Annotated in this window: 18 protein-coding genes; 15 read left to right on the top strand and 3 right to left on the bottom strand. The window is 65.0% G+C overall.

Going from position 1 to position 14,003, the window contains the following annotated elements:
- The first annotated feature begins 38 nt into the window (after positions 1–38).
- The 7 genes from phnC (at position 39) to LGQ03_RS15940 (ending at position 5,896) form a co-directional block, all read left to right on the top strand.
- Positions 39–854, top strand: a complete 816-nt coding sequence (gene phnC, locus LGQ03_RS15970) for a phosphonate ABC transporter ATP-binding protein (RefSeq protein WP_226749208.1) — start codon at positions 39–41, stop codon at positions 852–854.
- Positions 855–912: 58 nt separating this feature from the next.
- The gene (gene phnD / locus LGQ03_RS15965; RefSeq protein ID WP_226749207.1) at positions 913–1,824 is read left to right on the top strand and encodes a phosphonate ABC transporter substrate-binding protein; all 912 of its coding nucleotides are present in this window, start codon (positions 913–915) and stop codon (positions 1,822–1,824) included.
- Positions 1,825–1,889: 65 nt separating this feature from the next.
- Complete coding sequence (gene phnE, locus LGQ03_RS15960; protein ID WP_226749206.1) at positions 1,890–2,765, top strand: phosphonate ABC transporter, permease protein PhnE; 876 nt, start codon at positions 1,890–1,892, stop codon at positions 2,763–2,765.
- Entirely contained in the window at positions 2,762–4,090 is a 1,329-nt protein-coding gene (gene phnE / locus LGQ03_RS15955) for a phosphonate ABC transporter, permease protein PhnE (RefSeq protein WP_226749205.1), read from the top strand. The genes phnE (LGQ03_RS15960) and phnE (LGQ03_RS15955) overlap by 4 nt, the downstream gene beginning before the upstream one ends.
- Positions 4,090–4,329, top strand: a complete 240-nt coding sequence (locus LGQ03_RS15950; protein ID WP_226749204.1) for a hypothetical protein — start codon at positions 4,090–4,092, stop codon at positions 4,327–4,329. Before phnE (LGQ03_RS15955) ends, LGQ03_RS15950 begins: the two co-directional genes overlap by 1 nt.
- 2 nt (positions 4,330–4,331) lie before the next feature.
- Complete coding sequence (locus tag LGQ03_RS15945) at positions 4,332–4,955, top strand: DapH/DapD/GlmU-related protein (RefSeq protein WP_226749203.1); 624 nt, start codon at positions 4,332–4,334, stop codon at positions 4,953–4,955.
- Positions 4,956–5,023: 68 nt separating this feature from the next.
- A complete protein-coding gene (locus tag LGQ03_RS15940; protein ID WP_226749202.1) occupies positions 5,024–5,896 on the top strand; it encodes a lysophospholipid acyltransferase family protein in 873 nt (290 codons plus the stop codon).
- 5 nt (positions 5,897–5,901) lie between these two features.
- On the opposite strand, the gene phnF is transcribed toward LGQ03_RS15940, so the two are convergent.
- Positions 5,902–6,621 (bottom strand): phosphonate metabolism transcriptional regulator PhnF, encoded by a 720-nt coding sequence (gene phnF / locus LGQ03_RS15935; protein WP_226749201.1) that lies wholly within the window; start codon positions 6,619–6,621, stop codon positions 5,902–5,904.
- Between the two features lie 81 nt (positions 6,622–6,702).
- Between phnF and phnG the strand changes: the two genes are divergently transcribed.
- The 7 genes from phnG (at position 6,703) to phnN (ending at position 11,835) form a co-directional block, all read left to right on the top strand.
- Positions 6,703–7,158, top strand: coding sequence for a phosphonate C-P lyase system protein PhnG (gene phnG, locus LGQ03_RS15930; RefSeq protein WP_226749200.1), 456 nt, complete (start codon positions 6,703–6,705; stop codon positions 7,156–7,158).
- The gene (phnH, locus tag LGQ03_RS15925; RefSeq protein WP_226749199.1) at positions 7,158–7,739 is read left to right on the top strand and encodes a phosphonate C-P lyase system protein PhnH; all 582 of its coding nucleotides are present in this window, start codon (positions 7,158–7,160) and stop codon (positions 7,737–7,739) included. The genes phnG and phnH overlap by 1 nt, the downstream gene beginning before the upstream one ends.
- Positions 7,739–8,827, top strand: a complete 1,089-nt coding sequence (locus LGQ03_RS15920; RefSeq protein WP_226749198.1) for a carbon-phosphorus lyase complex subunit PhnI — start codon at positions 7,739–7,741, stop codon at positions 8,825–8,827. The genes phnH and LGQ03_RS15920 overlap by 1 nt, the downstream gene beginning before the upstream one ends.
- Positions 8,828–8,933: 106 nt before the next feature.
- Positions 8,934–9,791 (top strand): alpha-D-ribose 1-methylphosphonate 5-phosphate C-P-lyase PhnJ, encoded by an 858-nt coding sequence (locus tag LGQ03_RS15915; protein ID WP_226749197.1) that lies wholly within the window; start codon positions 8,934–8,936, stop codon positions 9,789–9,791.
- Positions 9,788–10,591 carry a phosphonate C-P lyase system protein PhnK gene (phnK, locus tag LGQ03_RS15910; RefSeq protein WP_226749196.1) on the top strand — a complete coding sequence of 268 codons (804 nt, stop codon included), beginning with the start codon at positions 9,788–9,790 and terminating at the stop codon, positions 10,589–10,591. Before LGQ03_RS15915 ends, phnK begins: the two co-directional genes overlap by 4 nt.
- A gap of 3 nt (positions 10,592–10,594) precedes the next feature.
- Complete coding sequence (phnL, locus tag LGQ03_RS15905) at positions 10,595–11,278, top strand: phosphonate C-P lyase system protein PhnL (protein WP_226749195.1); 684 nt, start codon at positions 10,595–10,597, stop codon at positions 11,276–11,278.
- Positions 11,275–11,835 (top strand): phosphonate metabolism protein/1,5-bisphosphokinase (PRPP-forming) PhnN, encoded by a 561-nt coding sequence (phnN, locus tag LGQ03_RS15900; RefSeq protein WP_226749194.1) that lies wholly within the window; start codon positions 11,275–11,277, stop codon positions 11,833–11,835. Before phnL ends, phnN begins: the two co-directional genes overlap by 4 nt.
- Here phnN and LGQ03_RS15895 read toward each other — a convergent pair.
- A complete protein-coding gene (locus LGQ03_RS15895; protein WP_226749193.1) occupies positions 11,787–12,488 on the bottom strand; it encodes a DUF1045 domain-containing protein in 702 nt (233 codons plus the stop codon). The two genes, phnN and LGQ03_RS15895, sit on opposite strands and share 49 nt — an antisense overlap.
- Before the next feature lie 49 nt (positions 12,489–12,537).
- On the opposite strand from LGQ03_RS15895, the gene LGQ03_RS15890 reads away from it, so the two are divergent.
- Complete coding sequence (locus LGQ03_RS15890) at positions 12,538–13,680, top strand: alpha-D-ribose 1-methylphosphonate 5-triphosphate diphosphatase (protein ID WP_226749192.1); 1,143 nt, start codon at positions 12,538–12,540, stop codon at positions 13,678–13,680.
- Here the strand turns inward: LGQ03_RS15890 and LGQ03_RS15885 are convergent.
- Positions 13,673–13,870, bottom strand: a complete 198-nt coding sequence (locus tag LGQ03_RS15885; protein ID WP_226749191.1) for a hypothetical protein — start codon at positions 13,868–13,870, stop codon at positions 13,673–13,675. The two genes, LGQ03_RS15890 and LGQ03_RS15885, sit on opposite strands and share 8 nt — an antisense overlap.
- Between the last annotated feature and the right edge of the window lie 133 nt (positions 13,871–14,003).

Genomic DNA, 14,003 nt, shown 5'->3' with positions numbered 1-14,003 from the left:
CAGACGCCCTTATCCCGCCCTCAAACCAAGGGGGTGACATGCTCAGGATAGACGCACTGACAAAACGGTTTGGGGACAAGACAGCCGTGGACACGGCCAATATCGTCGTCACGAAACCCGCCATGATCGGGATCATCGGCCGTTCCGGTGCCGGCAAGTCGACCATGCTGCGCATGATCAACCGCCTTAGCGACGCAACCAGCGGCACCATCATGTTCGGGGATGAAAACATCACCGCGCTGCGCGGTGCCGCCCGGCGCGATTGGCAATCCCGCTGCGCGATGATCTTTCAGCAGTTCAACCTCGTGCCGCGCATGGACGTGGTGTCCAATGTGCTACACGGCACGCTGAACAAGCGGTCGACCCTTGCCACGCTGTTCAACCTGTATCCGCAGTCCGACATTCATCATGCGATCGAAATCCTCGACCGTCTGGGCATCGCGGAACAGGCCCCCAAACGCGCCGAGGCCCTGTCAGGTGGCCAGCAACAACGCGTGGCCATCGCCCGCGCCCTGATGCAGGACCCTAAGATCATTCTGGCCGACGAACCCATCGCATCGCTTGATCCGATGAACGCGCAAGTGGTGATGCAGGCCCTGCGTGCCATCCACGAAGAGGACGGCCGCATGGTGATCGCCAACCTGCACACGCTGGATACCGCGCGCCGCTACTGCGACCGCGTGATCGGGATGCGCGACGGGCGCATCGTGTTTGACGGCACCCCCGAGGAACTGACCACCGCCACCGCGCGCGACATCTATGGTGCCGGCGCGGATTTTTCCGAGGCCGCCACATCCACCGAAATCGAAACACTGGACAGGCCCGAGGTCCGTTTGGCCGCGGCATACGCCTGAACCAGCACCACCCCGCAGACTTCGCGGGCCACCTTCATCAAACCCAATGGAGAACATGATGAAAAAGACCCTCGCCCTGGCGCTTGCCGCCACCACGACACTGTCATCCGGCGCTTTCGCCCAAGAGATCACGGAATTCCGCATCGGCATCCTGGGCGGCGAAAACGCACAGGACCGCATGAACAGCTACCAGTGCCTGGCCGACTACACGACCGAGGCGCTTGGCGTCGAAACCCGCCTGTTCGCCCCCGCCGACTACAACGGTGTGATCCAGGGCCTGCTGGGCGGCAGCATCGACATGGCGTGGCTGGGCGCATCCGCCTATGCCTCGATCTTTCTTCAGGACCCCGAGGCCGTCGATCCCGTGCTGATCAAGGTGAACCTTGACGGGTCCGTTGGCTATCATTCCATCGGGTTTGCCCGCGCCGACAGCGGCATCACCTCGCTGGACGACATGGAAGGCAAGGTGTTCGGCTTTGGTGATCCGAACTCAACCTCCGGCTACCTGATCCCCTCGATCGAGATTCCGCAGTACAAGGACGGCATCACGATGGAATCGGGTGAATACTTTGGCGAGGTCTCCTTTACCGGCGGTCACGAACAGACCATCGTCGCTGTCGCAAACGGCGATATCGACGGCGGCGTGACCTGGGCCGACGGCCAGGGCAACTGGGAAGACGGCTACAACTCTGGCGCGCTGCGCAAGGCCGTGGATGCCGGTCTGGTCGACATGAACGACCTGGTCGAAATCTGGAAATCCGCCGTCATCCCAGAGGGCCCCGTCGTCCTGCGCAAGGCCCTGCCGGCCGATGTGCGCGAAACCATGACCACACTGGTCGCCAACCTGTATGAAAACGACCCCGATTGCGCCTATGGCGTGGCGGCCGGTGACACGCTGGGTTTCCAGCCCGTCACCCATGACATGTACACAAGCATCGTCGCCGCGCGTCAGGCCGTGATCGGCAACTGAACCAGTTGAACCATTGATCCGGCAGCCCCCCGCGGGCTGCCGGTCTTTCTATGTCCGGGGGCAGGATGTCAGACATATCACTCAGCGGCGGTGAGGTGCGCGTGGACAGCATACAGTCCAGCTATATGGCGCAGGTCCAGCGCCGCAGACTTTATGGCGGGTTGATGCTGCTGCTGTTCGTCGTGCTGATGGTGTCCGGTTTCAACGTTGCCGACGACCGCAACGCAGGCGGGTTCTGGCAAGGCCTGCACCAGATCGGCGACTATCCCGCCGATGTGCTGTCAGAAGCCTGGGAAAAACGCGGCGACCTGCCCGGCCTGATGGCCAAGTATTTTCCGGCCTTGGTGGAAACCATCAACATCGCCGCCGTATCGACCCTGATCGGCGCTGTCGGCGGGTTGTTCCTGTCGCTCTTGGGGACGCGCGGTCTTGCGAAATGGCCACGCCTAATTCCGCTGTTTCGCCGTATCTCGGACATCATGCGCGCGGTGCCCGAAATCGTCATCGCGCTGGTGCTGATCTTTGTGCTGGGCGGTGGTCCGGTGCCTGCGATGATCGCTATCGCGATCCACACGGCAGGCGCACTTGGCAAGATGTTTTCCGAGGTGGCCGAAAACGCTGACCTCAAACCGGTCGAGGGTCTGGCATCGACCGGCGCCACATGGTTCCAGCGGATGCTGCTGGGCGTCCTGCCGCAGGTCGCGCCCAACTATGTCAGCTACACGCTGCTGCGGTTCGAAATCAACATCCGCGCCTCGGCGATCCTGGGTTTCGTCGGCGCAGGCGGTCTGGGCTACGAGCTGCGCAATTCAATGGCCTGGGGGCCGGGCCGGTTCGACGAGGCCGCCGCCATCTTTGTCCTGTTGTTCGGCACCATCGTGTTCTTTGACCAGGTGTCCAGCCGCTATCGCAACCGCCTGACAGAGGGGCAGGGTCAATGACTGCGACCGATATCAACACCGATCTTTCCGTAGCCAAACATCGGGCAGAGGATCTGTTCCGCCGCAAACGGCTGTTCGCGCTGGGGGTTCCTTCGGTGATCGGGGCCTACCTGATCTATATCTTCTTTGCCTTTGACCTGCCGGGGCTCGCGCAGCGTGCCAGCCTCGAAAACGCGATCACGCTGGCTGCCGACAGCTGGTCGCACAAGGTGCACGTCAACCGTGACAACAGGTCCGGCGACATCACCTATGCGATCGAGGGTGAACGCAAGGGCACCTATCCCGACGGCATGCGCCCCGATTGGGTCAGCGGCACCGAAGGCGGGCTGACCATCGACCTGGGCGCGGGCCATATCGTGCGCTACCTGCCCGACCGCGTGACAGAAATCGACGTGCCGGGGTTCCAGCGCATTACCGTGCAGGCCGAAGGCCGCAGCTTGGCCAGCAATCTGCCTGACGACCTGCCCGACTGGATTTCCGCCACCACCCGCCGCATCGGGATCACCACCCCCGAGGGCCGGATCACCCTGACCGGGTCACGCAGCGAGGTATTCAACTATTTCCCCGGCTGGGAATTGTTCTGGTTCACGCTGGACAGCCCCTATTACGGACAGGGCTTGACGGCGATCCTGTTCGGCGACCGCATCGACCCTGCGCGCCCCAATATCGCGGGGGCCGTATCGGACTGGTGGAACAACGCTATGTGGCGGCACAAGGATGTGGCCTGGGCCATCGGCGAGACGATCCTGATGGCCTTTCTGGGGACGATGGGTGCGGCGATGATCGCCCTGCCGCTGGGCTTTCTCGCGGCCAAGCGGTTTTCGCCGATCATGCTGGTGCGCGCGGCGACCCGGCGTCTGTTCGATTTCGTGCGCGGCGTCGATGCGCTGATCTGGACGGTGGTTCTGGCGCGCGCCTTTGGCCCCGGCCCACTGACCGGTGCGCTTGCGATCCTGATCACCGACACCGGCACCTTTGGCAAGATCTTCTCCGAGGCGCTGGAAAACGTCGATCAACGCCAGATCGAGGGCGTCGCATCCACCGGTGCCAAACCGATCCAGCGCTACCGGTTCGGCGTGATCCCGCAGGTGGTGCCGGTGCTGCTGGCGCAGATCCTGTATTTTCTGGAATCCAACACCCGGTCCGCCACGATCATCGGTGCGATCACCGGCGGCGGCATCGGCCTGATGCTGACGCAGGCGATCCAGACCCAAAAGGACTGGGAAGAGGTCGCCTATTACATCGTCCTCATCATCGCGATGGTCATGTTCATGGACTGGTTTTCGGGCTGGCTGCGCGGCAAGCTGATCGGACGCAATGACTGATGGCCCGTGTCCTGATCACCGGGGCCAATCGCGGCATAGGTGCGGCCCTGATGATCGCCGCACGCGCCGCGGGCCACAGCCCCATCGGCACCACGCGCCATGGCGGTGACGGGTTCACGGCATTGACGCTGAACCGGCCCGGCACGGTCGCTGCGGGCATCATCACACTCATCGACCGTCTGACGATGGCCGACACCGGAAGATTTCTGCACTTTACCGGCAAAGAAAGGCCGTTCTGACCATGCCACGCCTGTCCGCCGACAAAGCCTTTGTGCATCCCGACTGCGACATCACCGACAGCCACTTTGGCGCCTATGTCGAAATCGGCCGTGGCAGCCGCATCGGCAACACGACATTCGGCGACTACAGCTATTGCGACCGCTACGCCGATATCGCCAATGCCCGGATCGGCAAATTCGCCAATATCGCGGCCTTTACCCGGATCGGTGCCACCGATCACCCGCTGGACACGGCGGCCTGTCACCATTTCCTCTATCGCTCGGATGACTATTGGGATGATGCCGACCGCGACCCCGCATTCTTTGCCCATCGCGCAAGCCGGCTGGCGCATATCGGGCATGACACCTGGATCGGCGCGGGTGCCATGATCAAGCCGGAGGTGACGCTGGGCCATGGGGCCGTGGTGGCAGCCGGCGCCGTGGTGACCCGAGACGTGGACCCCTATACCATCGTGGCAGGCACGCCCGCGCGCCCACTGCGCCTGCGCCAGCCGCGCGACATCGCGGACCGGCTGATCGCACTGGCGTGGTGGGACTGGCCGCACGACCGCCTGCGCGCGGCACTGTCCGATTTCCGCAACCTGTCTGCCGCGGCCTTTCTGGACCGCTACGAGGACGCGACCTGATCCGGCTGTCACGCGACTGTTGCCTGACGGTCGTAATCAGATGCGACCCAGGCAACATGGTGCAGAACATGGACAGCCCCGCCCGTTCCCACGTCAGCTATGCCACTGCGGCGCAGTCGCGCGCGGGCCGCACCATGATCAAGCTGATCGAGAACGCGACCGGCCGCCTGCACCTGATCCAGCGCGCCCGCGACTATGATCTGGAAATCCGGCAGGGCCGCAATTTCTGGGAGGTCATGGTCGACCGCTACGGGCTCAGCCTTGACGTGATGTCGGGCGCGATCACCGACATTCCCGCCACCGGGCCGCTGGTCGTGGTGGCCAATCATCCGTTCGGCATCCTTGACGGGCTGATCATGGGATACCTGTTGTCGGTGCGGCGGCCTGATTTCCGCATCCTGGCCAACAGCGTGTTTCAGGACGCGCCGGACCTCGACCGGGTGGTGCTGCCGGTCAATTTCGCGCAGACGCGGAACGCTGTGAAACAGAACCTCGAGACCCGCGCGGCGGCCATCGGTTGCCTGCGGGCGGGCGGTGCAATCGGCGTGTTTCCCGGTGGGACTGTCTCGACCGCGGCCAGACCCTTCATGCAGCCGCTGGACCCCGGCTGGCGCAGGTTCACCGCGCGCATGATCGTCAAATCCAGCGCCACTGTCGTGCCCGTCTATTTCGACGGACAAAATTCACGCCTGTTCCAGCTTGCAAGTCATATCCACCCCAACCTGCGGGTCGCGCTCTTGCTCAAGGAATTTCGCAGGCGCACCAACAAACCCGTGCGCATCGCCATCGGCGCGCCCATCGCGCCAGCGCGGATCGCGCGCTATGCCGATGATGCGCAGGGCATGATGGATTTTCTCAGGACCGAAACCTATGCGCTGTCGCCCCGGCAGATCGCACCGCAGGCCTATGGTTTCGAATTCGAGGACCGCTATCGCGCGTGACGCGCTCAGGCGTCGATGGTCAGCGTCACGCGGTCGCCCGCGAACCAAGTGCGGCCGTATTCGACGGGGGAACCGTCTTCGCCCACATTGACCGCCGAGGACCGCAGCAAAGGGTCGCCTTCGGTCAGGTGCAGGTGCAGCGCCTGCGTGGCGGTCGCCCGGACGGCCGTCAGCCGTGTCGTGGCCCGCGTGTAATCGGCGGCCCCCGCCGCCGCCAGCGCGGCCGTCACGCTGCGGGTCTGTTCCAGCGCCTGCACGATTCCCGGCAGGCGCGACAGGGGAAACAGGCTCTCGAACAGGGCGATGGGCTGGCCGTCGGACAGCGACAATCCGTGATAGGCGCAGACGGCATCGCCTTCGGCCAATGCCAGCGCCTGCGCCTCGCCCGCGCTGGCGCTGCGCGTATCCAGATACAGCAGCCGTTTTTCCGGCCTGCGCCCGGCGGCGATCAGGTTGTCGTGGAACCGCACCCTGCGCCCGATGGGATAATCGGTCGGCGTCGCGGTGACAAAGGCCCCTGCCCCGCGCCGCCTGCGCACCAGCCCCTCGGCGACCAGCGCAGACACACCGTGCCGCACTGTATGGCGGTTGACCCCGAACCGTTCGGCCAAGGCAGCCTCGGTCGGCAACCGATCGCCGGGGGCGTGACGCCCCTCGCTCAGGTCCGCGCGCAGGGCATCGGCGATCGCCTGCCACACCGGGGTCTTGGGGGATCTGTCACGCAAACTTCACAAATCTCTTCTGTCTTTTGGCGGGGGTTCGGTTAGAATATGTATAGTTGTATAGTATCTGCAAAAGTTGTCGAGATGAAAGATTCCCCCGACCACGACAATCCGCGCAAGGTCTGGATGGGCCTGATGGCCAAGGCGCCCGAGGGCCGCGTTGCAGCGCTGCTGGATGCGGCCATGACGCGCCCGGCCTACCGTTGGTTGCGGGCCCCCGAAATCGGCACGGCCATGGTGCGCGGACGCGCCGGGGGAAGGGGTGCCGCGTTCAACATGGGCGAGGTGACGGTGACCCGCTGCGCCTTGACGCTGGACGACGGGACCGTCGGTCACGCCTATGTGCAGGGCCGCCGCACCGCCGACGCCACCGCCGCGGCACTGGTCGATGCGCTGATGCAGGGACCGGATGCCGACCGCATCCGTACCGCCGTGCTGGACCCGCTGGCCGACGAACAGACCGACAGGCGCGCCGCGCGCGCCACCCGTGCCGCCGCGACCAAGGTCGAATTTTTCACCATGACAAGAGGAGAGGACTGATGCAGCCCGACACCCTGTCCGGCGGGTTCGATCACCCCGCGATCCAGTCCGCCCACGCCTATCGCAGCATCCTGGATGCGATGGCCCGTCCCGGCAGCCGGCGGGACATCGCGGGTGTGCAGCCACCAGCGCCCCTGTCGCCCGCGGCGGGCGCGGTCCTGCTGACCCTGTGCGATGGCGACACCCGGGTGTATCTGGCAGGTGACGCAGACACCGCCGCCGTGCGCGACTGGCTGGCGTTTCACACCGGCGCACCGCTGACTGGCCCGTCGGACTGCATGTTCGCGGTCGGCATCTGGGACGCGCTGATGCCGCTGGACACCTATCCGACCGGCACAGCCCAATATCCCGACCGTTCGGCGACCCTGATCGTGGACCATGCCGACTTGACCGGGCCCGGCGCCACCCTGACCGGGCCGGGCATTCAGACACAGGCCAACCTGCCGTTGCCCGACATCGCGGCCTTTCGTGCCAACCGGGCGTTGTTTCCGCGCGGTCTGGATTTCATCCTGACCAGCGGCACCCGGCTGGCGGCCCTGCCGCGCTCGACCCGTGTCAGCGCAACCGCCGAGGTGTCGTGATGTATGTCGCAGTCAAAGGCGGCGAACGCGCCATCCAGAACGCCCATGCCTGGCTGGCCGAGGAACGCCGCGGCGACCGGGATGTGCCCGAACTGGGCACCGCACAGATCCGCGAGCAGCTGAAACTGGCCGTCGATCGCGTCATGGCCGAGGGGTCGCTGTATGATCCCGACCTGGCCGCGCTGGCGATCAAACAGGCGCGCGGCGACCTGATCGAGGCGATTTTCCTGATCCGCGCCTATCGCACGACCCTGCCCCGGTTCGGCGCATCGCGCCCCGTCGATACGGCCGCCATGGCCTGTGACAGGCGCATCTCGGCCACGTTCAAGGACCTGCCCGGCGGACAGATCCTGGGGCCGACATTTGACTACACGCACCGGCTGCTGGATTTCAAACTGGCCGCCGATGGCGTGGTGCCGGATGCCCCGCAACAGGACGCCGCGACAGGCCCGGTGCCCCATGTCACCGGGTTCCTCAACCGCGAGGGCCTGATCGAAGAGGCCCCGCACGACGACACAACGCCCCCTGACCTGACCCGCGAACCGCTGGAAATGCCCGCCGACCGGGCGCTGCGCCTGCAGGCGCTGACCCGCGCTGACGAAGGCTTCACCCTCGGCCTCGCCTATTCGACGCAGCGCGGGTACGCCCGCAACCACGCCTTCGTGGGTGAATTGCGGATCGGCACGGTGGCCGTCGAAATGGACATTCCCGAGCTGGGCTTTGCGGTCGAGATCGGCGAGGTCACGCTGACCGAATGCGAGACGGTCAACCAGTTCAAGGGATCGAAAACCGAACCGCCGCAATTCACGCGCGGCTATGGTCTGGTGTTTGGCCAATCCGAACGCAAGGCCATCGCCATGGCGCTGGTGGATCGGGCCCTGCGCTGGCAGGAACTGGGCGAGGACGACGTGGGCGCACCCGCACAGGACGCCGAATTCGTCCTGTATCACGCCGACAACATTCAGGCGACGGGTTTCCTCGAACACATCAAGCTGCCCCATTATGTCGATTTCCAGTCGGAACTGGAGCTGGTGCGCAAACTGCGCCGGACGGCGGGTGCGGCACCGGGGCAGGAGGCCGCAGAATGAACGTGGATACAGTCGTATTCGACATCGGCGGCGTGCTGGTGGACTGGCAACGCCAACCGTCTTGGCCAGAGAACTTGCGGCCGCAACTGCAACACAGGGGGCTCTTGTGACCGATCAGGCCTATAATTTCGCCTATCTGGACGAACAGACCAAACGGATGATTCGCCGCGCCATCCTCAAGGGTGTGGCGATCCCCGGCTATCAGGTGCCCTTTGCCAGCCGCGAAATGCCGATGCCCTATGGCTGGGGCACCGGCGGGGTGCAGGTATCGGCGGCCGTGCTGACCCCTGACGATACACTCAAGGTGATCGATCAGGGCGCCGACGACACCACGAACGCGGTGTCGATCCGCAGCTTCTTTGAACGGACGGCGGGCGTTGCCACGACAACGGCGACCCGCGACGCCACCGTGATCCAGACCCGGCACCGCATCCCCGAGGAACCGCTGACCGAAGGTCAGATCCTTGTCTATCAGGTGCCGATCCCGGAACCGCTGCGGTTCCTTGAACCGCGCGAAAGCGAGACGCGCAAGATGCACAGCCTGGAAGAATACGGGCTTATGCATGTCAAACTCTACGAGGATATCAGCCGCCACGGCCATATCGCCACCTCTTATGCCTACCCGGTCAAGGTCGAGGGACGCTATGTCATGGATCCCTCGCCGATCCCGAAATTCGACAACCCCAAACTGTCTGGCACGCCCGCGATCCAGCTGTTCGGCGCGGGCCGTGAACAGCGGATCTACGCGCTGCCGCCCTATACGCAGGCGGTCAGCCTGGATTTCGACGATCACCCGTTCACCCCGTCCAAGGCAGATCACCCCTGCGGCCTGTGCGCCGCGACCGACAGCTATCTGGACGAGGTGATCACCGACGATCAGGGCGGGCGCATGTTCGTCTGTTCAGACACCGATTACTGCACGGCGCGTCAGTCCGCCGGCCACAAGGGAAAGGACGCGGCATGACCCCGCTGCTGTCGGTGCAGGGCATCACCAAACACTATGGCACCCATATCGGCTGCGCCGACGTTTCCTTTGACCTCTACCCCGGCGAGGTCATGGGGATCGTGGGCGAGAGCGGGTCCGGCAAATCCACCTTGTTGAACTGCATGGCGGGGCATCTGGCACCGGATGCAGGACGGGTCGTGTTCGACACCCGCAAACCGCCACAGGGCGACGCGGCAGATCATGAAAATCACGGGCCGCGCGATACCGTCACCATGTCCGAACCCGAACGCCGGATGCTGTCGCGCACCGATTGGGCGTTTGTTCATCAGCATGCCCGCGACGGGCTGCGCATGGGGGTGTCGGCGGGTGGCAACGTGGGGGAACGGCTGATGGCCGTGGGCGCGCGCAACTACGCATCGATCCGGGATCAGGCCACCGACTGGCTGGGCCGGGTGGAAATCGACGCCGGACGCATCGACGACAGGCCCACCACGTTTTCGGGCGGGATGCAGCAACGGTTGCAAATCGCCCGCAATCTGGTCACCGGGCCGCGGCTGGTGTTCATGGACGAACCAACGGGCGGGCTGGATGTGTCCGTGCAGGCGCGACTGCTGGACCTGTTGCGCGGGCTGGTGCGCGACATGGGGCTGTCCGCGATCATCGTGACCCACGATCTGGCCGTGGTGCGCCTGCTGGCCGACCGCATCATGGTGATGAAATCCGGCCGCGTGGTGGAATCCGGCCTGACCGATCAGGTGCTGGACGACCCGCAGCACGCCTACAGCCAGCTCCTTGTGTCCTCCGTCTTGCAGGTTTGAACGATGATTACGCTGACCGATGTGTCGAAAACCTTTACGCTGCATAACCAGGGCAGCGCCGTGATCGCGGTGATCGACAAGGCGAACCTGACCGTGGCACCTGGCGAATGCGTGGCGCTGACCGGCGCGTCGGGGGCGGGAAAATCGACCCTGATGCGGATGATCTACGGCAACTACCTGACGCAATCGGGGTCCATCCGTATCGGTGATGTCGACCTGGTGCAGGCCCAGCCGCGCGATGTGATCGCCCTGCGCCGGGCAAAACTGGGTTACGTCAGCCAGTTTTTGCGGGTGGTGCCGCGCGTGCCGACGCTGGACGTGGTCGCAGAACCCTTGCGCGTCCTGGGCATCCCCGCGCCAGCCGCACAGGACCGCGCCCGCGCCTTGCTGACCCAGCTCAACATCCCGCAGCGGCTGTGGGGGCTGTCCCCCACCACCTTTTCGGGGGGCGAACAGCAACGGGTCAACATCGCCCGCGGATTTGCCCACCCCTATCCCGCGTTGCTGCTGGACGAACCCACCGCAAGTCTCGATCCCCACAACCGCGAAATTGTGCTGTCCCTGATTGCGGATGCCAAGGCGCGCGGTGCCGCGATCATCGGCATCTTTCATGACGCCGAGGCGCGCGACAGCATATGCGACCGCGAAATCGACGTTGGTGCCTTTACCCCGCAGGCCGTGGCATGACGGCGGGGGGCGCATCCGCAGGCCGCCTGATCGCCGTCGTCGGCCCCTCGGGCGTGGGCAAGGACAGCGTGATGCGCGGCCTCTGCGCGGTCATGCCCGACCTGCATCTGGTGCGCCGCGTCATCACCCGCGCGCCCGATCTGGGCGGCGAGGATTACGACGCCGTCACCCCTGCCGCATTCGACGACATGGCGGAAAACGGCGCCTTTGTCGTGCATTGGTGCGCACACGGCCTGCATTACGGCATCCCACAGACGGTGCGGTATCAACTGGCCAAGGGAACCCATTGCATCGCCAATTTCTCGCGCAAGGCGCTGGCCGCCGGGGCCGATGCCTTTGCCGGCATGCTGGTGCTGCACGTGACGGCGACCCCCGAAACCATCGCAGCGCGTCTGGCCGCGCGCGGACGCGAAACCCGGTCCGAAATCGCAAACCGTCTGGCACAGGCGGACAAACCGCTACCTGCCGGACTGGACGTCCTGCACCTGTCGAACGATGGCCCGCTGGATCAGACCATCGCACGCGCGCTGGCGCTACTTGAACCCGTCAGGGCGTAGCGATGGATCAGCGCAAACCGCCCGTCATCCCCCGCGCCGCACAGCGCAATCTCGTTCAGCGCAAAGGGCGTGGGCAAGGCGGGCAACCGGTCACGCAAGGCGGCCTCCCACTGCGGCAGGGCCTCGGGCGTCAACTGGCCCGACAGGGTCATGTGAAACCGGAAATCATCCATCACGTAGGGATAGCCCCAGGTTGTCAGGTTTGCCTCTTGGCGCGGGGTCAGCCCGGCCTGCCTGCGGCGGTCCAGTTCGGCTGCACTGGCCGGGGCACGGAATCGGTCCAATGCGCGCACGCAGTCGCCTGCCACGCGGGTCAGACCGTCCACCGGGCCTGCGGGCGTCAACGCCAGAAAACGGCCGATGCGCGACAGTTCCAGCCCGTCGCAAATCGCGGGCGCAACCTGCGCCGCCAATGCGGCCACCGCCTGGCCCAGATCGACTTGGGTCAGGCCGTCCCGCAACCTGAGCGGCGGCTTGAGCGTGCCGTGAAACCCGTATTTGCGCGGTGTCATGGTGATGTCATGCAAACCGGGCAGATCGCACTGCGGCACGGCGCAGCCTTTCAGCACGTCCCATCCCAGCCATGCCGCGCCAAAATCGGCCAGCGGCCCGTCCGGCGGGATATAGTAGATCGCAAAGCGAGCGTATGACATGAATTCCCCTATGCTGTCGGCATCCTTGACCAAACCATGTGACACGACGATGTCAAACGACCTGTGCCTGGCCAATGCGCGGCTGGTCCTGGCGGACCGTGTCGTGCTGGGGTCCGTCACCATCGCAGACGGCCAGATCTTCCGGATCACCGACGGCAGCAGCGTCCCCGATGGGGCCATCGACTGCGGCGGTGACCTGTTGCTGCCCGGCTTTGTCGAGTTGCACACCGACAACGTCGAACGCCACATGGAACCGCGCCCCGATGTGGACTGGCCGCATCTGCCCGCACTTTTGGCACATGACGCCGAACTGGCCGCCTGCGGGATCACGACCGTGTTCGATGCGATGCGCGTGGGATCCATCCATTCCGGCAAGGGCCGCTATATCGACTATGCTCGCACCCTTGCGGACGAAATGCTGACAGCCCGCGACCGCGGCATGTTCAAGATCAGCCATTTCCTGCACCTGCGGGCCGAAATCTGTTCAGAAACCCTGCTGGAGGAACTCGCAGCCTTTGACCCCGTCGATCGTGTCGGCATCGTCAGCCTGATGGATCACACCCCCGGTCAGCGCCAATTCCGCGACCTCAGCGCGCTCAAGGCCTATGTGGCGAAAAAGCGGGGCATGAACGACGATGAATTCGCCCAGCATGTGGCGGACCTGCTGGCGCTGCGGGCGCGGCTGGGTGACAAACACGAAAACGGCGCGGTGACCGAGGCCAGACGCCTTGGGGCGGTTCTGGCCAGTCACGACGACACGACGGCGGAACATGTGGCGACATCCGCGGGCCACGGCGTCGGGTTCGCCGAATTTCCCACGACACTGGCTGCGGCGCAGGCCTGCCGCGCGCATGGCATCGCGGTGATGATGGGGGCACCCAACCTGATCCGGGGCGGGTCGCATTCGGGCAATGTCGCTGCGTCTGAACTGGCGCGTCATGACCTGCTGGACATCGTGTCATCCGACTATGTGCCCGCCGCCCTGCTGGGGGCCGCGTTTCAGCTGGCACAGATGTGGGATGACCTGCCGCGCGCGATTGCCACCGTGTCGGCCAATCCCGCACGCGCGGCTGGGCTGACCGACCGTGGCAGGCTGGAAACGGGATTACGCGGCGATGTGTTGCGGGTCAGGATGTTCGACGACACCCCCGTCTTGCGGGGGGTCTGGTCGCGGGGTGTCAGGGTCAGCTGACGGTCTGGTCTGTCAGGTAACGCTTAATCGCCAGTTCGCAGGCCCCGGCAAAGGCTGCGGGTTCCGCCGGATCGAAACGATCCCTGCCTGCATGGAACACGCGCGGACCGCGCCCGTCCTTGCGGTGCACCCAGACCGCGGCAATGGCGTTCCGGTCGTCAGTTTCGGCGATGTAATGTGTGACGGGCATGACAGCGACCTTTGTAATGGTTTTGTGAATGCTAAGGCGATTCGCCAGACCCGCAAACCGTTTCGTGCGCCTGCGCGACTATCCCCGGCCAGACACAAGGACCAGATCCCGTCCGCCCGGTCTGCGACATCTA

The organism is Loktanella gaetbuli (assembly GCF_020531945.1).
In the GTDB taxonomy this organism is placed as follows: domain Bacteria; phylum Pseudomonadota; class Alphaproteobacteria; order Rhodobacterales; family Rhodobacteraceae; genus Loktanella; species Loktanella gaetbuli.
Note: the sequence above shows the minus strand (reverse complement) of the source record. Positions and strands in the feature narration are given on the sequence as shown.

Excerpts from the sequence above, each read along its gene's own strand:
- LGQ03_RS15950 (WP_226749204.1), top strand. The coding sequence starts at position 4,090 with ATGGCCCGTGTCCTGATCACCGGGGCCAATCGCGGCATAGGTGCGGCC.
- phnK (WP_226749196.1), top strand. The coding sequence starts at position 9,788 with ATGACCCCGCTGCTGTCGGTGCAGGGCATCACCAAACACTATGGCACC.
- LGQ03_RS15885 (WP_226749191.1), bottom strand. The coding sequence starts at position 13,870 with ATGCCCGTCACACATTACATCGCCGAAACTGACGACCGGAACGCCATT.
- phnD (WP_226749207.1), top strand. The coding sequence starts at position 913 with ATGAAAAAGACCCTCGCCCTGGCGCTTGCCGCCACCACGACACTGTCA.
- LGQ03_RS15945 (WP_226749203.1), top strand. The coding sequence starts at position 4,332 with ATGCCACGCCTGTCCGCCGACAAAGCCTTTGTGCATCCCGACTGCGAC.
- phnE (WP_226749205.1), top strand. The coding sequence starts at position 2,762 with ATGACTGCGACCGATATCAACACCGATCTTTCCGTAGCCAAACATCGG.
- LGQ03_RS15940 (WP_226749202.1), top strand. The coding sequence starts at position 5,024 with ATGGACAGCCCCGCCCGTTCCCACGTCAGCTATGCCACTGCGGCGCAG.
- LGQ03_RS15890 (WP_226749192.1), top strand. The coding sequence starts at position 12,538 with ATGTCAAACGACCTGTGCCTGGCCAATGCGCGGCTGGTCCTGGCGGAC.
- phnN (WP_226749194.1), top strand. The coding sequence starts at position 11,275 with ATGACGGCGGGGGGCGCATCCGCAGGCCGCCTGATCGCCGTCGTCGGC.
- phnE (WP_226749206.1), top strand. The coding sequence starts at position 1,890 with ATGTCAGACATATCACTCAGCGGCGGTGAGGTGCGCGTGGACAGCATA.
- phnG (WP_226749200.1), top strand. The coding sequence starts at position 6,703 with ATGAAAGATTCCCCCGACCACGACAATCCGCGCAAGGTCTGGATGGGC.
- phnH (WP_226749199.1), top strand. The coding sequence starts at position 7,158 with ATGCAGCCCGACACCCTGTCCGGCGGGTTCGATCACCCCGCGATCCAG.
- phnC (WP_226749208.1), top strand. The coding sequence starts at position 39 with ATGCTCAGGATAGACGCACTGACAAAACGGTTTGGGGACAAGACAGCC.
- LGQ03_RS15920 (WP_226749198.1), top strand. The coding sequence starts at position 7,739 with ATGTATGTCGCAGTCAAAGGCGGCGAACGCGCCATCCAGAACGCCCAT.
- LGQ03_RS15895 (WP_226749193.1), bottom strand. The coding sequence starts at position 12,488 with ATGTCATACGCTCGCTTTGCGATCTACTATATCCCGCCGGACGGGCCG.
- phnL (WP_226749195.1), top strand. The coding sequence starts at position 10,595 with ATGATTACGCTGACCGATGTGTCGAAAACCTTTACGCTGCATAACCAG.